This window comes from Lysinibacillus xylanilyticus, from assembly GCF_001183605.1.
Classification (GTDB): Bacteria; Bacillota; Bacilli; order Bacillales_A; family Planococcaceae; genus Lysinibacillus; species Lysinibacillus xylanilyticus.
The window spans coordinates 48,409-65,967 of record NZ_LFXJ01000006.1; the positions used below are offsets into that span (position 1 = coordinate 48,409).

The 17,559-nt window shown below is 38.0% G+C and carries 17 protein-coding genes and 1 other annotated feature; of the genes, 11 read left to right on the forward strand and 6 right to left on the reverse strand.

What is annotated here, in order from left to right:
• Window positions 1-76 precede the first annotated feature (76 nt).
• From ACZ11_RS14355 to cydS, 3 genes are read left to right on the forward strand one after another with little or no spacing between them, the layout of a single operon-like run.
• Window positions 77-1,420: a cytochrome ubiquinol oxidase subunit I gene (locus tag ACZ11_RS14355; protein ID WP_049667236.1), complete on the forward strand. Its 1,344-nt coding sequence runs from the start codon at window positions 77-79 to the stop codon at window positions 1,418-1,420.
• Complete coding sequence (locus ACZ11_RS14360) at window positions 1,417-2,445, forward strand: cytochrome d ubiquinol oxidase subunit II (RefSeq protein WP_049667237.1); 1,029 nt, start codon at window positions 1,417-1,419, stop codon at window positions 2,443-2,445. Before ACZ11_RS14355 ends, ACZ11_RS14360 begins: the two co-directional genes overlap by 4 nt.
• A 12-nt stretch (window positions 2,446-2,457) precedes the next feature.
• The gene (gene cydS, locus ACZ11_RS27575) at window positions 2,458-2,559 is read left to right on the forward strand and encodes a cytochrome bd oxidase small subunit CydS (protein WP_403089349.1); all 102 of its coding nucleotides are present in this window, start codon (window positions 2,458-2,460) and stop codon (window positions 2,557-2,559) included.
• 171 nt (window positions 2,560-2,730) lie between these two features.
• Here the strand turns inward: cydS and ACZ11_RS14365 are convergent, their stop codons facing one another.
• A complete protein-coding gene (locus ACZ11_RS14365; protein ID WP_049667238.1) occupies window positions 2,731-3,636 on the reverse strand; it encodes a TetR/AcrR family transcriptional regulator in 906 nt (301 codons plus the stop codon).
• A gap of 157 nt (window positions 3,637-3,793) precedes the next feature.
• Here ACZ11_RS14365 and ACZ11_RS14370 point away from each other — a divergent pair, with 157 nt between their 5' ends.
• Window positions 3,794-5,308: a DHA2 family efflux MFS transporter permease subunit gene (locus ACZ11_RS14370; protein ID WP_049667239.1), complete on the forward strand. Its 1,515-nt coding sequence runs from the start codon at window positions 3,794-3,796 to the stop codon at window positions 5,306-5,308.
• A gap of 207 nt (window positions 5,309-5,515) precedes the next feature.
• On the opposite strand, the gene ACZ11_RS14375 is transcribed toward ACZ11_RS14370, so the two are convergent.
• Window positions 5,516-7,702 carry an MMPL family transporter gene (locus ACZ11_RS14375; protein ID WP_049667240.1) on the reverse strand — a complete coding sequence of 729 codons (2,187 nt, stop codon included), beginning with the start codon at window positions 7,700-7,702 and terminating at the stop codon, window positions 5,516-5,518.
• A gap of 124 nt (window positions 7,703-7,826) precedes the next feature.
• Here ACZ11_RS14375 and ACZ11_RS14380 point away from each other — a divergent pair, with 124 nt between their 5' ends.
• The 6 genes from ACZ11_RS14380 to ACZ11_RS26645 all read left to right on the forward strand — a co-directional run bounded on the left by ACZ11_RS14380 (window position 7,827) and on the right by ACZ11_RS26645 (window position 11,538).
• A complete protein-coding gene (locus ACZ11_RS14380) occupies window positions 7,827-8,444 on the forward strand; it encodes a TetR/AcrR family transcriptional regulator (protein WP_049667241.1) in 618 nt (205 codons plus the stop codon).
• Window positions 8,445-8,944: 500 nt separating this feature from the next.
• Window positions 8,945-9,373, forward strand: coding sequence for a DUF1641 domain-containing protein (locus ACZ11_RS14385; RefSeq protein WP_049667242.1), 429 nt, complete (start codon window positions 8,945-8,947; stop codon window positions 9,371-9,373).
• 50 nt (window positions 9,374-9,423) lie between these two features.
• Complete coding sequence (locus ACZ11_RS14390) at window positions 9,424-10,608, forward strand: NAD(P)/FAD-dependent oxidoreductase (RefSeq protein ID WP_049667243.1); 1,185 nt, start codon at window positions 9,424-9,426, stop codon at window positions 10,606-10,608.
• 205 nt (window positions 10,609-10,813) lie between these two features.
• Window positions 10,814-11,083, forward strand: a complete 270-nt coding sequence (locus tag ACZ11_RS14395) for a hypothetical protein (RefSeq protein WP_049667244.1) — start codon at window positions 10,814-10,816, stop codon at window positions 11,081-11,083.
• Window positions 11,064-11,267: a hypothetical protein gene (locus tag ACZ11_RS14400; RefSeq protein WP_049667245.1), complete on the forward strand. Its 204-nt coding sequence runs from the start codon at window positions 11,064-11,066 to the stop codon at window positions 11,265-11,267. Before ACZ11_RS14395 ends, ACZ11_RS14400 begins: the two co-directional genes overlap by 20 nt.
• The gene (locus ACZ11_RS26645; RefSeq protein ID WP_049667246.1) at window positions 11,257-11,538 is read left to right on the forward strand and encodes a hypothetical protein; all 282 of its coding nucleotides are present in this window, start codon (window positions 11,257-11,259) and stop codon (window positions 11,536-11,538) included. Before ACZ11_RS14400 ends, ACZ11_RS26645 begins: the two co-directional genes overlap by 11 nt.
• Before the next feature lie 203 nt (window positions 11,539-11,741).
• On the opposite strand, the gene ACZ11_RS14410 is transcribed toward ACZ11_RS26645, so the two are convergent.
• Window positions 11,742-12,989 carry an MFS transporter gene (locus ACZ11_RS14410; RefSeq protein WP_201778533.1) on the reverse strand — a complete coding sequence of 416 codons (1,248 nt, stop codon included), beginning with the start codon at window positions 12,987-12,989 and terminating at the stop codon, window positions 11,742-11,744.
• Between the two features lie 67 nt (window positions 12,990-13,056).
• Window positions 13,057-13,321, reverse strand: a binding site (T-box leader).
• A gap of 85 nt (window positions 13,322-13,406) precedes the next feature.
• On the reverse strand, window positions 13,407-14,024 hold the full coding sequence (locus ACZ11_RS14415) for a hypothetical protein (RefSeq protein ID WP_049667247.1): 618 nt from the start codon (window positions 14,022-14,024) through the stop codon (window positions 13,407-13,409).
• Between the two features lie 64 nt (window positions 14,025-14,088).
• Here ACZ11_RS14415 and ACZ11_RS14420 point away from each other — a divergent pair, with 64 nt between their 5' ends.
• Window positions 14,089-15,057 carry a quinone oxidoreductase family protein gene (locus tag ACZ11_RS14420; RefSeq protein WP_049667248.1) on the forward strand — a complete coding sequence of 323 codons (969 nt, stop codon included), beginning with the start codon at window positions 14,089-14,091 and terminating at the stop codon, window positions 15,055-15,057.
• 178 nt (window positions 15,058-15,235) lie between these two features.
• Here the strand turns inward: ACZ11_RS14420 and ACZ11_RS14425 are convergent, their stop codons facing one another.
• Both ACZ11_RS14425 and pdxR read right to left on the reverse strand, forming a co-directional pair.
• Window positions 15,236-16,045: an EcsC family protein gene (locus ACZ11_RS14425; RefSeq protein WP_049667249.1), complete on the reverse strand. Its 810-nt coding sequence runs from the start codon at window positions 16,043-16,045 to the stop codon at window positions 15,236-15,238.
• Window positions 16,046-16,196: 151 nt separating this feature from the next.
• Entirely contained in the window at window positions 16,197-17,555 is a 1,359-nt protein-coding gene (gene pdxR / locus ACZ11_RS14430) for a MocR-like pyridoxine biosynthesis transcription factor PdxR (RefSeq protein WP_049667250.1), read from the reverse strand.
• Between the last annotated feature and the right edge of the window lie 4 nt (window positions 17,556-17,559).

Below are 17,559 nucleotides of genomic sequence, written 5' to 3' on the forward strand. Positions count from 1 at the left end.
ATAAGTTTTTTAGTAGCGGGGATAATGTTTCTTTCGATAATTGGAAGAATTTTTGGTACCTAGGAGATGAAATAAAATGAATGATTCAGCTGTAATGTGGAGTCGAGCCTTAACGGAATTAACATTATCATTTCATATTGTATACGCAACAATTGGTGTTGGTATACCTTTAATGATAATGATTGCTCAATGGGTTGGATTGAAAAATAATGACGAACATTATTTATTACTCGCAAGAAGATGGGCAAGAGGGTTTGTAATTACTGTCGCAATCGGTGTTGTCACTGGTACAGCGATTGGACTGCAGCTATCGCTACTATGGCCAAACTTTATGGAGTTGGCTGGTCAGGTAATTGCATTACCTTTGTTTATGGAAACATTCGCGTTCTTTGTTGAAGCCATTTTCTTAGGGCTTTATTTATATACTTGGGATCGATTCAAAAATCCAAAGCGCCATCTATTATTATTGGTTCCAGTAGCTATTGGTGCTTCTATGTCGGCTGTTTTTATTACGATTGTGAATGCATTTATGAACGCACCGCAGGGCTTTGACCTTGTAGATGGAGAGCTTGTAAATATTCAACCAGTACTGGCTATGTTAAATCCCGCAATGCCAACGAAGGTAGCGCATGTATTAGTAACATCTTATATGACTGCGGCATTTTTATTAGCCTCTATTGCAGCTTATCGTATGCTGCGAGGATCGAAGCATGTGTATCATAAAAAAGCGTTACATCTATTATTGAAACTTGGCTTAGTATTTTCGATAGCGGCACTGATTGTAGGTGACTTTTCTGGGAAGTATTTAGCTGAATATCAACCTGAAAAATTAGCTGCTGCTGAATGGCATTTTGAAACAAAAGAGGATGCTTCACTTGTGCTATTCGGAGTGTTAGATGGAGAAGAAGTGAAATACGCCATCAAAGTACCGTATGCATTGAGTGTATTGGCGCATAATAATCCTTTTGCTGAAGTAAAAGGTTTGGATCAATTTCCTGAGGACGAACAGCCGCCACTTTATATTCATTATTTGTTTGATGTCATGGTAGTTATCGGAACTTTACTAATTGTCGTTGCAGCTATTTATGTGCTAGGTAAGTGGCGAGGATGGAAGTTTATTTCTTCAAAAAGTTTTAAGAGAATAGTAGTGGCAGGTGGTCCGCTATCTCTTATTGCTGTTGAGGCAGGCTGGTGGTTTGCGGAAGTAGGGCGTCAGCCTTGGATACTTCGTGGTTATATGAAAACGGCGGAAGGTGCTACAACAAGTGGCCAAGTCGATACTATGCTAATACTATTTGCGGGGCTGTACATTGTATTAGCGGTAGGAAGTATCGTTGTACTTATTCGTATGTTCCGTAACAATCCGATTGAACGTGAAATTGAAGAACATCAACAAGTGGAAGGATGTGCAGGGCAATGAGTTTAGAAATATTAGGGATTTCAGTGCTATGGTTATTTCTATTCGGCTATGTCATTGTTGCGTCCATAGACTTTGGAGCGGGCTTCTTTAATGCGTATAGTGTCGTGATTGGTAAAGACCAAATACTAGCCAATGTTATTAAGCGCTATTTATCTCCGGTGTGGGAAATTACAAACGTCTTCCTTGTATTTTTCTTTGTTGGAATGGTAGGTTTCTTTCCTCAAACAGCTTATTATTACGGCACAATTTTGCTAGTGCCGGTCAGTATTGCATTAATATTAATTGCAATTAGAGGGAGCTATTATGCATTTGAGTCCTACAGTGAAAAAGGTGGACATATTGGTTATACAATGATGTACGGAATTACTGGTTTATTTATACCTGCATCTCTTTCTATTGTGTTAACGATATCCGAGGGAGGGTTCGTAAAAATCGTAAATGAAGAGCCGCATTTGCAAATGGTTAAACTTTTCACAAATCCGTTAACTTGGTCTATTGTGTTATTAAGTATAGTTGCAGTTTTGTATATTTCAGCCGTTTTCCTAACATGGTATGGGAAAAGAGCGCGAGATGAACATGCTTCTAATTTAATGCGAAAGTATGCACTCGGTTGGTCGTTGCCGCTCATAATAAGTGTAATAGGGATTATGGTGGAGTTAAAGGGACATGTGCCTGTGCATTATGAAAATATGTTAAATCTGTGGTGGCTTTTCGCCATTTCAGGTGTGCTATTTGTTGTCACATTAATTCTTTTATTTAAAAAGAAAAACTATGGCATAGCAGTCTTTTTAATGGTTGCCCAATTTGGCTTTGCATTTTTTGGCTATGGTATTTCACATTATCCATATTTACTGTATCCGTACCTATCAGTCTATGATAGCTTTACAAATGAAACAATGGCAGTTGCATTAGTGATTACGTTTGTTGGAGGATTAGTTCTACTCATACCTTCACTATATTTAGTAATGAAATGGTTCGTGTTTGATCGTGATTATGCTTGCGGTAAACATGATCATCATGCATAGGGGGAATTATATATGAATCAATTTATTATTTTGTATGCACCTTTTCTTGTAGTAACTATTAGCATTGTGATTGGCTTTTGGATAGGGCCGAAAGATCGTCAAATTAAGCGGTAGGCTGTGGACGCTGATCCCCAAAGGAGTCGCCCTGCTACTTATATAAAAAATGTCATCCCACCTATTTGATGTCGAACCTTAATTTAAATAGAGTAAATACAAAAAGGGACTATATGAAAAGCGTGATACTACACTTTCCGTATAGTCCCTTTAAGTGTCTAAAGATAAGTTTTACTTCATGCAGCGTTCTGATGGTCGTTCGATTTTTACATAGCGCCATAAGCTATTAGCGATGTCACGTGCCTCTTCTGCGTGTTCGGTCCCAACGAATGCTTTACGGAAAGGTGTAAGAAGTGATTCGATGATAAAGAGCTTTGGCTTTTCGCGCTGTAGTTCCTCTAATAAGAATTCCACATACTCTAAGCCTTCCGCTGTTTCATTCTTAGACAATCCTTTTTTAAAGCCTGTTAATTGCTCGATGACCGTTCCCTTATCTACGGTTTTATAGTTCGCGACGTTTTGTATCGTGTTGATCATTTCCGTACTAATGAGGATTTCTTTTGATTCAAGCATAACGGGTATAATTACGCTAATATTGCGTAATGCTACACGTACAATGGCTTCGCGATTTATATATTTATAATCAGCAATTAAGACAGCACGTATTGAAAGGTTAATCATACCAAGTGTTTGCACAGCACATTCGTAGCTAATTGGACTAACTTCTTCTCCGAAAACTTGTACAAGTCGATTGGCAAGCCACTCCAGTTCTTGTAAATGATAGTTTAAAATAATTTTTTTCAGTTCATTATCACGAGAATGGAAAACCGATTCAAAAATTTGAATTAAATTATGTTCTCGATTGACATACATGAGTACCGCAACTTGCTGTGTTAATACTTCTAAATCAGTAGGATCTTTGCCGTAAAGAAGTTCGTGACGGCGATTACTTGCCTCCTCACGCCCTTCATCCAATATGGCGATTAAGCATTCATTTTTAGAAGAAAAATGATTATAAAATGTACCCTTTGAAATTTTAGCTGCACTAATGATGTCGTTAATCGATGCATCCACGAATCCTTTTTCAATAAAAAGAGCACGTGCAGCAGTAATGATTTGTCTTTTTCTTTTGTTCATAACCTCACCTTTTTTAAAATATTATACTCTCATTCTATAGCTAAAACGCCTATATATCAATGTTTTTAAATTTTATAATCTTAATTCTTGAAAAAAGTAGACTGCGAGTATAAAATAAGTCTTATCGAAAAAAACAGGAAAGAATTGAGGGATATAAATGAATAGTGGTCAAACACTGAAAAAGCCCCCCTATGGAATGATTTCAATTTTATTTGTGGGTGCTTTTGTTGCTTTTTTAAACAACACATTGTTAAATGTTGCGTTACCAACAATCATGAAAGATTTTGATATAACGTATTCAAAGGTACAATGGCTAGCAACAGGTTATATGCTTGTAAGTGGTATTTTAGTACCTGCTTCAGCATTCTTCGTAACACGCTTTAAAAATAGACATTTATTTATTGCAGCAATGTCAGTCTTTACAATCGGTACAGTTATGGCCGGCTTTGCACCTAACTTCAGTACACTTTTAGCAGGTCGTATGGTGCAGGCAGCAGGGGCTGCAAGTATGTCACCACTTTTAATGAATGTAATGCTGATCAGTTTTCCAAAAGAAAAACGTGGTGCAGCAATGGGTATTTTCGGTTTAGTTATGATTTCTGCGCCAGCGATAGGTCCTACATTATCTGGATATATTGTTGAGCACCATGATTGGCGTATGCTGTTCCAAATGATTATTCCATTTGCTGTAATCAGTTTATTATTTGGTATTTGGAAATTAGAAAACGTAATGGAAACACGTAAAGTTCATTTAGATTTCCCATCAGTACTATTATCAACAATAGCGTTCGGTGGTATTCTATATGGTTTCGCTACTGCAGGAGATAAGGGCTGGTCAAGTCCTTGGGTATATGGCACAATTTCAGTTGGTTTTCTTGCTTTAATCATCTTCATATTTAAACAACTACGTATGGATCAGCCTTTACTTGAATTACGGATTTATAAATATCCGATGTTTGCACTGGGATCAGCCATCTCGGTTATCGTGTCAATGGCTATGTTCTCTGGGATGATTTTAACACCTGCTTATGTACAATCTATTCGTGGAATTGATCCATTTAAAGCGGGCTTAATGATGCTTCCTGGGGCACTTGCAATGGGTATTATGTCGCCGATTACAGGGAAACTTTTTGATAAATTTGGACCGCGTATATTAGCGATTATCGGTTTAACGATTACAACAATTGCAACATTCGGTTTAGCAAAGTTAGAGTTAGATTCAAGCTATACATTTATCGTGTCCATGTACACAATTCGTATGTTCGGTATGTCAATGGTTATGATGCCAATTATGACAAACGGTTTAAACCAATTACCACAAATGATGAACCCACATGGTACTGCCATTAATAATACTTTACAGCAAGTGGCAGGGGCGATTGGTAGTGCTGTGATGGTAACGATCATGAATAACCGTACAAAAGCAAAAGCGGAAGAATTAATTGCAGAAGCAAAAGCCAATGCAGCGCAATCAGGTGTTGCACCAACGCCAGAACAAATGCAACAAATGCAGGATCAGATTACGCAAAATGCTTTATTAGAAGGTATTACACACTCATTCTTAATAGCAGCTGGTGTTACAGTTCTTGCGCTAGTGCTTGCGTTCTTCCTAAAACGTGTAAAAATTGAAAGCTCAGCGGCTTCAATGGATTTGAAAAAAACAACTAAATAATGATGACTGATAGGCTCCCCTATAGGTAGACGGATGAAAAAATATAATTCTGTTTATCGAAGGGGAGTTTTTTTGATGCATCTCATAGCAATACATAGATGCAATATTCGTTTGGCACTCAAAAAAACACGGACATTAGCAAAAGCAAAAGGGTGGATGAATTTTAAAATCATCCAAACCTTTTGCGCTAATGTCCGTGCATTAATTTTAAGCATCCTTTTTAAATAATGCTCCTGGCCAAAACGCATACTTACCGAGAACTGTCGTAATGGCAGGTACAAGCAATGGACGTACAATGAATGTATCAAGCAACACCCCAATTGCCGTAACGACACCGAACTGAACAAGTACTTGAATAGGTAAGGTAGCAAGGACAGCAAATGTTCCTGCTAAAATTAAACCAGCAGATGTAATAACACTTCCTGTTCGTACGACACCTTCCTCAATAGCTGTTAGATGATCTACGGTCCTACGTTTTTTCCAAATTTCCGAAATCATAAAGATATTATAATCTTCTCCGAGTGCCACTAAAAATACAAATGCATAGAGTGGAATCGCTCCTGAAATGGCATCCGCACCCATTACATGGTGTAAAATTAGCCAACCTGCACCAAGTGCACCGAAATAAGAAATAATAACCGTCGCTAATAAGTAAACAGTTGCTGTTATTGAACGTAGATAAATAAATAATAATAAAGCAATTAATGCAATCATAGTTGGCATAATAACAGTTTCATCGCGTACAGTTAATTGCTGTGTATCATATTGGCTAGCTGTTTCGCCGCCAATCCAAATATGTTTATCTGCATCTTTTATACCTTCGGCCTCAAGCATTTTTATAACCTCTGCTCTAAGCTCTGGAATATGAGCTAACGATTCCTTAGCATAAGGATTCGCATTTAAAGAAACCTCGTACAGTTGGATAGCATTATTCTTCTTTCCAATTTGACTATCTGCAACACTATCAATATAAGAGATTTCAGTTAATTGCTGCTGCAAGTTAATATCTATACCTTCTGTATCAATGATGAGCTGAACTGGAGCTAATTCGCCAGGTGAAAAATTTTCTTCTATTAAAGTAAAGCCTTCACGTGATGGCATATCCTCAGGGAATGACGATAATAAGTCAAAAGTATACTGAATACGTGGTACGAATGCTGCTAATCCACCGAGTAACAGTAAAGTGACAACAATGACAATCCATGGTTTATGCGTCGCAAAGCGCCCAATTTTACGGCTTATTTTATGTGTTGGTTTGTGCTGTTTTTTATCCTTCTTACGAGCCATTTCCTCTGTTCGAGGTATGAATGGGAAGAAGGCGACGCGACCTATCATGACAAGAATTGCTGGAAGAACAACAAGTGCTGCAATTCCCATCACGAGTACGCCAAAGCTAAAAGGAACTGCAAAGCGTTGGAATGCACCATAATGGGCCAGACTAAGAGTAGCTAGACCAATGACAACCGTTAAGGCACTCATCAAAATTGCACCGCCAGATTCCTTTATAGCAAGCTTCATGGCAGTAGTCTTATCCTCAATTTTAAATAATATCTCTCGGTACTTTGATATTAAAAATAAACAATAATCTGTACCTGCACCAAAGAGTAATACAGTCATAATAGAGACGGCCTGCGAATCTTTATCTATCAATCCGTTATCAGCTAAGAAGCCGAGCGTAGGACTTATGACACCATAGGCAAGAACGACAACGATTAATGGAATAATAGCTAATAATGGTGAACGATAAATAATAATTAGTAATACTAAAACAAGGAGCACTGTTGCAATCAATAATTTCACATCAGCCTGAGAGAATAAACTGACAGCATCCGTAGCAATACCAACTGGTCCGGAATAACGCACATGAAGATTGTCGCTAACTAAGTCTTTATCTAGTTGGATATTGTACTTATCCATTGTTTTTGTTAATGCCTTTAAACTCTCTCTTAACGAATCAGTAGCCACGCCTTTTTCAAAGAAAATAGGAGTTACAATTGTTGTGCCATTGTCAGATGCAGACGCTAAAAAGGCTTGAGGTGGCATTTTATCATATGGTGGAATAAGAGTTTGGTTTTCTAAAGGTTTAGACTTAAGCTCACCGTAAACCTTTTGGATGGCTACGAAATCGTCGGTAGTTAGCCCACTTTCTCGATACCAGACGAGTAATAATGGTGTACCTGCTTCATTCGGAAATTGTTCCGCAATAATAGTCGCTGCTTGCTGAGACATTTTGCTCTCGGGTAAATTTTTACCAGATTCACTCTTGATACTATTAATCTGTGGCCAAGCAAAAGACAATACAACCACAAGTAAAACCCAAAAAACAAGGGCTAATAGGCGACCCTTTTTACTTGCTACCATCGAACCCCATTGCTCAAGTGGGTGTTTTTTCATGATAGGACCTCCATTTCATCTATGTAATTTTAATTATATATACTGGAAGGTTAATTAATCAATTGCGAAAAATTTATATGCTATACTATGTCTAAAAAGAATCCTTTATAAGGGGGCGAACTTGTTGAAGCAGTCACCGCGTGTTCTAGGGAGACCTCGCCATGATGAAAACGCGAAACCAAAAAAAGATATTGTCCTTGAAACGGCAACAAGGCTTTTTATAAAAGAAGGCTATAAAAATATTTCGATGGATGATGTAGCAAAAGCTTGTAACGTTACAAAGGCTACTATCTATTACTATTACCCGACTAAAGGGGATTTATATACATCAGCGTTGTTGGCAATGATGGATCGAATCAGACTGTCCATTTTGCATATTTTAGAGCAGCCAATAGTATTTAAAGAACGGTTAGAGCAGCTTATTGAAATCCATTTATCAGCCACTGTAGATATTGATATGAAAAATTTTATGAGAGAGGCGACAATTAATTTATCGAAATCCCAATTAAAAGAAGTACTGGCATCTGAAAATAATATGTATAAAACGATAGAGCAGGCGATGCAGCGAGAGATGGAGCAAGGCACAATTCGGAAGGGAAATGCTACTTTTTTTGCACATGCGTTTATGGCATTAATGTCAGTAGGCTACTTTAAAGATGGAGAAGGGGAAAGGTTATTTCAATCAGAAGCTATGGCTGCGAAAGAAATTGTAGACTTTTTCTGGCAATCTGTTGAAAAATGATTTCTTTATATATGTAACATATAATGCTGAAGATAAAATAAGTATTACCAGATCGATTTAGGGGAAGCTTAAGTAGACTAAATACTATTGAAAATCAAATGTTTTACAGTGACATTTTAAAAATTTGAGGTTGAAAATATTGTATTTTTTAACAGTGGGGACAAAAAGCAAACTTAAATACGATGTATAGTTGACAAAACAATGAATTTTGAAAAGATTGTCGAAATTGTGATTTAGCTCATTGAAATAATGTGCAAACAGTCTTATAATGGAGTTTATAATGTCACCAAGACAAGATAAGGATGGAATTATGATGCACTTTTTGCAAAATAAAGTTAACATTGTAATAACAAGTTATACGAATTACTATCCAGCTCTTGAGACTGGTGATTTGTAAGATATACGCGCTGTAACGACTGTTAAGAAGTGCCTTAATGGTCTTTTTTACATGGAAGCAATAAAATTAAAATAGTAATAGTGATGGCAAAGGAGAGTTCAAAATGTCAGAAACGAAAAACCAAACACAGTCTGAACAACTTACTGTGAGTCAAGAACAACTAGATGTGCTAGATCAATTATTAAAGCCTGAGGTTCAGGAATCACTTACAACATTAGTTGAACAATTACCTAAGTTAACTGAAATGATGACGCTATTAACAAAATCATATGAGTTTGCTCAAGCTGTTGCAACTGACGAAGTACTTAAAAATGATACTGTTGGTGCAGTAACAGAAATGGCTGGCCCAGTAGTAGGCTCAGCTAAAAACCTTGCAGCTACTGCAATTGAAGCGAAGGACCGTGCTTCTGAAAGCCAAGAAGTAATTGGTTTATTCGGTCTTATGAAAATGTTAAAAGACCCACAAGTTCAAGGTGTTTTCCGTTTTGTTAATGCTTTCTTACAAGTAAGCGCTGAACGTAAAGCTAAATAAGACTCGACTCGAGATACATTCAATTCGTAAGGACGGAGGATTAATTAATCATGACAAAAGAAATCGTCATCTTAGGTGCTGGTTACGCTGGCGTTTTAACTGCATTAACAGCACGTAAGTATCTATCAGCTGATGAAGCTAAAATTACTGTAGTAAACCAATTCCCAACACACCAAATCATCACTGAACTTCACCGTTTAGCTGGTGGTACTATTGCTGAAGGTGCTGTTGCTTTACCACTTAAAAAAATCTTTAAAGGTTTAGATATCGATTTACAAATCGCTAAAGTTACAAATTTCAATGTAGACAATAAAAAAGTAGACCTAGATACTGGTTATACTTTAAACTACGATACTTTAGTAGTATCTTTAGGTAGCCAAACTGGATTCTTCGGTATCCCTGGATTAGAAGAAAACTCTATGGTACTTAAATCAGTAAACGAAGCAAACAAAATTAACAAACACATCGAAGACCGTATTAAAGCATATGCGCAAACAAAAGATGAAGCAGATGCAACAATCGTTATCGGTGGTGGCGGTTTAACAGGTGTAGAGCTTGTTGGTGAAATCGTGGACAACTTCCCGAAAATCGCAGCAAAACACGGTGTTAACTTTGCTGATCTTAAAATCAAACTTGTTGAAGCTGGTCCAAAAATCTTACCAGTACTTCCAGATGTACTTATCCAACGTGCTACTGAAAGCTTAACAAAACGTGGAGTTGAATTCATTACAGGTACTCCTGTAACAGGCGTTGATGGTAATGTCATCGCTCTTAAAGATCGCGAACCAATCGTTGCTAATACGCTTATTTGGACAGGCGGGGTAGCTCCACTTCCAATCGTAGGCGAGTCTGGCCTTGCTGCTGACCGCGGTAAAGCAACAATTAACGAATTCTTACAATCAACATCTCATAAAGATGTATTCGTAATTGGTGACGCATCTGTTGCATTACCAGCTGATGGCGGACGTCCGCTATACGCACCAACTGCTCAAGTTGCATGGCAAATGGGTGAGTGCGCTGGCTACAACCTATTCGCACAATACAAAAACCAAGAGATGAAGACTTTCTCTGCAATTAACTCTGGTACACTTGCAAGCTTAGGCCGTAAAGACGCTGTTGCGACTATCGGTGCTAGCAACACAGAACTTAAAGGTCTTCCTGCAACACTTATGAAAGAAGCGTCTAACATCCGCTATCTTACACACATTAAAGCGCTATTCGGCTTAGCGTATTAATATTTTAAGGGCATGAATCAATAGTAATATTGAATTCATGCTCTTTTTGTTTTATTAGGGTATATATACAATTTTAGGTGAAGTGAGCGCTCGGCATTTCTGCTGTAAAAACTGGATGAGAGAGTCGGAGTGGCGGATAGGAAGGCAAGAGCGACAGAAAGAACGGTCAAAGCGACGGAAAGAAGGGTCGGAGTGACGGATAGAAATGCCGAAGCGACGGAAAGAAGAGCTAGAACGACGGAAAGAAATCGAAGCGACGGAAAGAAGAGTCGAAGTGACGGATAGAATCGTCAAAATCGTGGATAGAACCACCAAAGTCATGGATAGAATCGTCAATATCGTGGATAGAACCACCCGAATCGTGGATAGCCACGACAAAGTGACGGAAAGAAGTGCCGAAGTGACGGAAAGAAGAGTCGAAGCGACGGATAGAAGAATCGGAGCGACGGAAAGAAATGCCGAAGCGACGGAATGAAGAGTCAGAGCGACGGAAAGCAGTCGGGGCGACGGATAGCAAGGTAAGAGCGACGGAAAGAAGAGTCGGAGTGACGGAAAGAAGGGCTAGAGCGACGGAAAGAAGGGCTAGAGCGACGGAAAGAACGGTCAAAGCGACGGAAAGAAATCGAGGCGACGGAAAGAAGAGTCGGAGTGACGGATAGAAATGCTGAAGCGACAGATAGCAAGGCAAGAACGACGGAAAGAAGAGCCAGAGTGACGGATAGAATGGTCAAAGCGACGGAAAGAAGAGTCGAAGTGACGGATAGAATCGTCAAAATCGTGGATAGAACCACCAAAGTCGTGGATAGAACAGGCAAAATCGTGGATAGAACCGCCAAAGTGACGGATAGAAATGCCGAAGCGACGGAAAGAAGAGCTAGAGCGACAGAAAGAAATCGAAGCGACGTAAAGAATCGTCAAAATCGTGGATAGAACCACCAAAATCGTAGATAGCCCTGCCAAAGTGACGGATAGATATGCCGAAGCGACAAATAGAGCTATCGATACAACTGTAGAATACCATGATGTCTTACCCCAATATTTTACGTAGCACCCCTTATAATAGGAAGTGCTACGATTTTTATATCGCTATTGCTTCTGTGTGCAAAAGCGAAGCAATAGCATCAAAATTCCCTCTACTCATTGAGTTCAGAAACATTTCTATAAAATCTGGCCTTTGAAGGTTGAATATTTAAAATTAGCAGTATCGTTGCTACTACAAACATGATGATGGCTGCAGGTACAATAACATATCGAATAGATGTAATTTCTGCTGCAATTCCAAAGATGGCCGTTATGATAATAATGAACAAGGCTTCTACAAAGCCATAAATACTTCCTATTCTCCCCATACTATCGACGGGAATATTGTTTTGATAAAAAGTATGGAAGCCCGTATTGGCAAAGGCTGTTGCAAAGGACAAAATAAAGCATCCAAAAGAAGCGATAAGAAATGTGTAAGAGGATGTGAAAGTTAAATAGCCTAATGCGGTTATTAATGAACCCATTCCTATTAGCCAAGCAGTCGACACTTTTTCAACGATTGCTGTATTCGTTAAAGAACCAACTAATAAACCAGCACCTGCTATCCCCACTAAAACACCGTATTCACCTTCGGATAATGAAAGTACTTGAGTAGCAAAGGCAGCCTCTAAAGAATCCGTCGCTGTCATCATGACAATCATTGCACTAAATAAAATATAGATCATCATAATATAAGGATTTTTAAGGCTAAATCTTATAACAAGCTTCCAATCATTGAATAATACTTTGTAGGAAATTTTCTCATCTGCTTTACTAGCCAGCTGTTGATTGGCTTCAACATTAGGCATACCTAATGTAATACAGGTTGATAAAAATAAAGCGAGGGCATTTAAGTAAATAGCCATATGAGGCGATCCAATCGTAAACAGCAGTCCTGCAATGGCTGGACCGGTTATGAATGCGCCGGAATCAAGAAAGCTACGAAGCGAGTTAAAACGTTTTCTTTGTTCAGGTGGTATCAATTTCGTAATGTAGGTCATAGAAGTTGGATGATACATAGAACTAGCCATTGTGATAACAAAGACCATGAAGTATATCCAAGTCAAAGTAGAGAAGAAAGGTAGTGTGACAATTAGTAACGATTCGAAAAGATTGAGAACAATCATGAGATATTTTTTATTTAAACGATCTATCAAACTACCTGACCAAAAACTGGCGAAAAGTGTAGATGACGCTCTAACGATATACAAACCGGACACAGCTATAGCTGATCCTGTAAGGTTTAAGACAATAAGATTTAAAGCTATAAAATATATCCAACTTCCAACGCTGGATACTCCAATACTAAACAATAATATAGCCGGATAACGCCACGCTTCTAATAATTTATTCATGCTCATATAAATTCCTCCTTGTAGTTATGACAGGTAACTAAAACAAAAAAATCCCACCCCCAAGACGATTTGTCTTAGGGACGAGATTGTGGAATTTATACTCACGTGGTGCCACCCTAGTTCGCTATTATGTCACCATAATAGCCTTTTCAGTACGGCATAAATTCTTATGCTTATACTGTTACTCTGTAACGGGAGTTCCCGTCGCACCATCATTCAATCAGAAATCCAATGCGCTACTCCGAGGCTTGTTTCAATAATTCGTTCTTACTCGTTTTCAGCAATCCGAGCTCTCTGGGAAGAACAGCCTTATTTACTTTTCTCTTCAATGTATTTTTGCTAGTGTAGCATATGTTAATAATTTCAGTAAAGTGTTAAATTTCAGAAATATTCCAATAAACTATGGAAAAGGTTCCGACATTCTTATTGAAGATAAGCTTTAAGCTCTTTTAATAGTGACTGACAAATGATGACTGACTCAACGGTATGATTTGTTATTTCAAGAGAATGGTTAGCATTTTCTACAATAGCAAGCTCATGTGAAGAAAGTAGTTCTAAGCTTTCTTTTGAGTAGTGAGGATCAGCTGTACCGATTGCTAGAAATGCCTGCTTTTCAAGCAAATTTTTCATAACATGTTCAAGTCCCAGGAGCGGCGTTAAAAGTACATAACGAGAGGGAATAGGTGAAGACTGCTGCATATAAAAATCTGTAATAGGCAATGTTCCGAGTGATTTCCCTATGTAGACAGCTTCTGTATAAGATTTTGTGCTTAAGACATATTCCACAATAGGATTCGCGGCTTTATAAACCATTGCTGAAATAGCTTCTGGTCCCTGCTCAAATTGCTGTGGGTCAAATGAATAGCATACTTGTACTACATCATAGCCAAGCTCTAGCATCAGCTCAGAGGAATAATAAAGAAGTGGTTTTTCATACGTATAACCTGTGCCAGAGAACATAAAGCACACCTTATTACTAGTGCTATCAAAGTAATTGTATGAGATCCCGTTGTATTGTTCTTTTATTGATTTGATTTTCATGGAAATCCCTCCATTTATTCCTTTTTTATTTTATAATCTTACTATAACAAGGAGGGAGAAATATATGAAGGCTGTGATCATTAATGAGTTTGGTACTTCTGATGTTTTAAAGTATGTGGAGTGTCCAAAGTCCACTATTTCAGCAGGGGAAGTATTAATACGTACGACATATACGAGTGTGAATTTTGCTGATATTAAAAATAGAACAGGTAATAAAGCGAAAGCAAATTTCCCAATGATACTCGGTTTAGATGTAGCTGGTGTAGTTGAAGAGGTCTTTGATGGGAACAGTAATTTTAAAAGGGGAGACCAAGTTATTGCATTCCCGAAAAACGGAGCCTATGCAGAATATGTGGTGGCGAAAGAGCAGCTCGTCTTTAAAGTTCCGAATGAGGTCCCTTTGGAAAAGGCGGCCGCTGTACCAACGGTTTTGTTTCTATCCTATCTTTTGACACATCAAATCGCTCCAATTGGTACAGATGATAGCGTATTAATTCATGCTGCATCTGGTGGGGTAGGGACAATGCTGATTCAAATGGCGAAAAAGCTAGGCGCCAAGAAGATAATTGGCACGGTTAGCGATATGAAAAAAGCGACGATTGCCTATGAATTAGGTGCCCATCATGTACTGACATACGACAATTTCAGTGCTCAAGTCAATGAATATACAGATGGTCAAGGTGTTAATATTGTTTTTGATTCAATTGCAGGAAATATTACGGAAGAGAGCTTTAATTGTTTAGCTCCGTATGGGACACTAGTGCAATTTGGAAATAGTGGTGGTAAAGCTGGGAATATTAAAACATCTGATTTACATAATAGCTGCCGCAATGTGAAAGGCTTTAGCTTAGGAACGACTCGAGCTTCCAAGCCAGAAATGCTACAACAAGTTGCACAGGAGATGTTTGCGTTATTGAAGGATGAAAGCTTCCAAGTACCAATTGCTAATATCTTTAAATTAGAAGACATGCAGAAAGCGCATGATCTAATGGAAAGTCGCCAGCATCAAGGGAAAATTTTAATTAAAATATAAAATAACCAAGCCCGGTATAGATACACGCTATACTGGATTTTTCAAAAGCAGGCTAAGGAAATCTTGATGAGTACCTTAAAAATGTTGTGGTAGATGTTAATATTGATTAAATGATGAAAAGATGAAAAGATGACTCTGATAATCCAGACTCATCTTTTTTATTTCGGTATAGAAAGTGTTATTGCTTGTCTAGTTCATTGATTTTTTCATATATACGTCGCTTACGATAGAGCATAATTCCTGCTTCAGCAACATCCTGAATCATTCCTTTATTTGCATAGGCACCGAAAATCATACCAGCTACCGGAATCATTTGAAATAGCTTTTTCCAGCCAAATTGATCACGATACGTAAAAAATACTTCCTGCCAGCCTTGCAGTTGTGAAATCATATCTTCCGCTGCATGATTCGTATTATGCATAGAAGAAAGCTCCTTCAATATAGCTTCTTTGCCGACAATATCAGCAGAGGAGAATTGGAGGCATTTAACGATAAAAATTCGTTCCACTTTATCGTTTGGGTTATAGCCGTGAATGATTGCAATCTCTTGCAATGTTTTTAAAGCCATTCCTAAAATAAAAGGAATGTCTATAGCCAGTGTAAAAATACCACCAAAGCCGGTAGAAGCACCTTGTACTGTTGCTAATTTTACGCGTTCATTTTGGAGTTTGTCACTTAGTGCAATCATATCCTCCAAAGGGATTTGTCCAATATCGGATATAGCAAAAATATTATGAAACGAAGAATTGTTACGGATTTTCTGCAGCATAGTCTGTTCATTAATTAAGTATTGACCACCTGATTGAATATAGCTCCCTAATTCATCAACTAGTAAAGCTATCTTATTTTGAAGAAAGGCAGGAGTCATCTTATCTAAGATTTTAAACGGAATGCGACCTAATTTCTCCCAAAACCATAAATCCTTTTGATCTTTCTCCCATGCTTGAATTTCTCGTAAATGCTTTTCTAATTGCTCGAGATTCTCCATTTTGTCTTTTCCCCTTATATTTCTATTTATTTATAATACGAGGAGGTTTTTATAAAGGTTTCGTTAGTCTTCATAAAATTTAAGAAGTAACCCCTTAGCCTCAAACTAATCTTGTAGAAGTAAAGTATAGGAACTAAGCTGTCATGGATGATTACCAAACTGTTGCAAGTAACGCGATGGCTTCGTTGATTTGCTCAAGGGTTAGCCCACCGTAGCCCATAATGACCTTAGCGTGTTTAGAGCCATGTTGATAGGAGGTTGAACATGGATAGACTTTAATTCCCACTTCCTCGGCCAGCTTAATTGCCTCCTGTTCAGCAAGCCCTTTTGGTAACTTCATAACAATATGTAACCCAGATTTTTCACCAATAACTTCGAAATCCTTAGAAAAATTTGCGTTAATCGCTGCTAGTAAAGCTTGTTGCTTTTTACGATAAATAGTGCGCATTTTGGCTAAATGCTTATCGAAAAAACCTTGAGCAATAAAATCGGCTAACACAAGCTGATCTATTTTTGAGACAACAGATTTTTGCTCCTGATTAAAAAGCATAAATTCTTCGACTAACGATTTAGGCAAAATCATATAACTAATGCGCAACGATGGAATAAGTGTTTTAGAAAAGGTTCCGAAATAAATAACGCGTTGCAGTTGATCCATTTTTGCTAAGGAGGGGATAGGGAGCCCCTTATAACGAAATTCTGAGTCATAGTCATCCTCAATAATATATGCCTTATCAGAAGTAGCCCATTGCAGAAGTTCTGCACGCCGTTCAACAGGCATAACCATTCCTAGCGGAAACTGGTGTGCTGGTGTTGTGTATAACATGTGGATGGATTCTTTCGGTATTGTTACCCCTAAGTTATCAACAGGAATAGCATGAGTTGTTAATCCACATTGTTGCAATGTTGCACGTACTCTTTTAAAGCCAGGCTCCTCTAAGCCAACATGTGATTTTTGGTCAAAAAAGTGACAGAGAGCCTGAAGCTGATTTTGTGTACCACTATAAACAAACACCTGTGAGGCTTCACAAGTAACTCCTCTTGAGCGTTCAACATAGCGAGCGATTTCAGTCCGCAATATAGATTCTCCTTGCCAAGGACTTGTCGTTAAATTATCCACATTGAAGTGCTTTTTCAACAGCTTATGCCAGATCGAAAGTGGAAAAGCTTCCTTATCCACATGTCCGTTATTAAAATCAAATTTTATATTGTATGTAGTTGATGTTATAGCTGTGGATATGTGATGTTTTTGCTGCTGTCCCCATTCAAATTCAAAGGGAGCTATAAAATAGCCAGAGCGTTCCTTACTATAGATATAGCCTTCAGCTAGCAATTGTTCATAAGCTTCCTTAATCGTATGGACACTTACATCAAGCGTTTTAGCAAGGGTTCTTTTAGAAGGTAATTGCTCATGGGCCAGTAGTTGTTTCCTTAATATTGCTTGTTTTAATTCTTCGTAAATTTGCACGTATTTCGATGTATCTCCAGTAAATGAAATCGATAACTCCAAAACA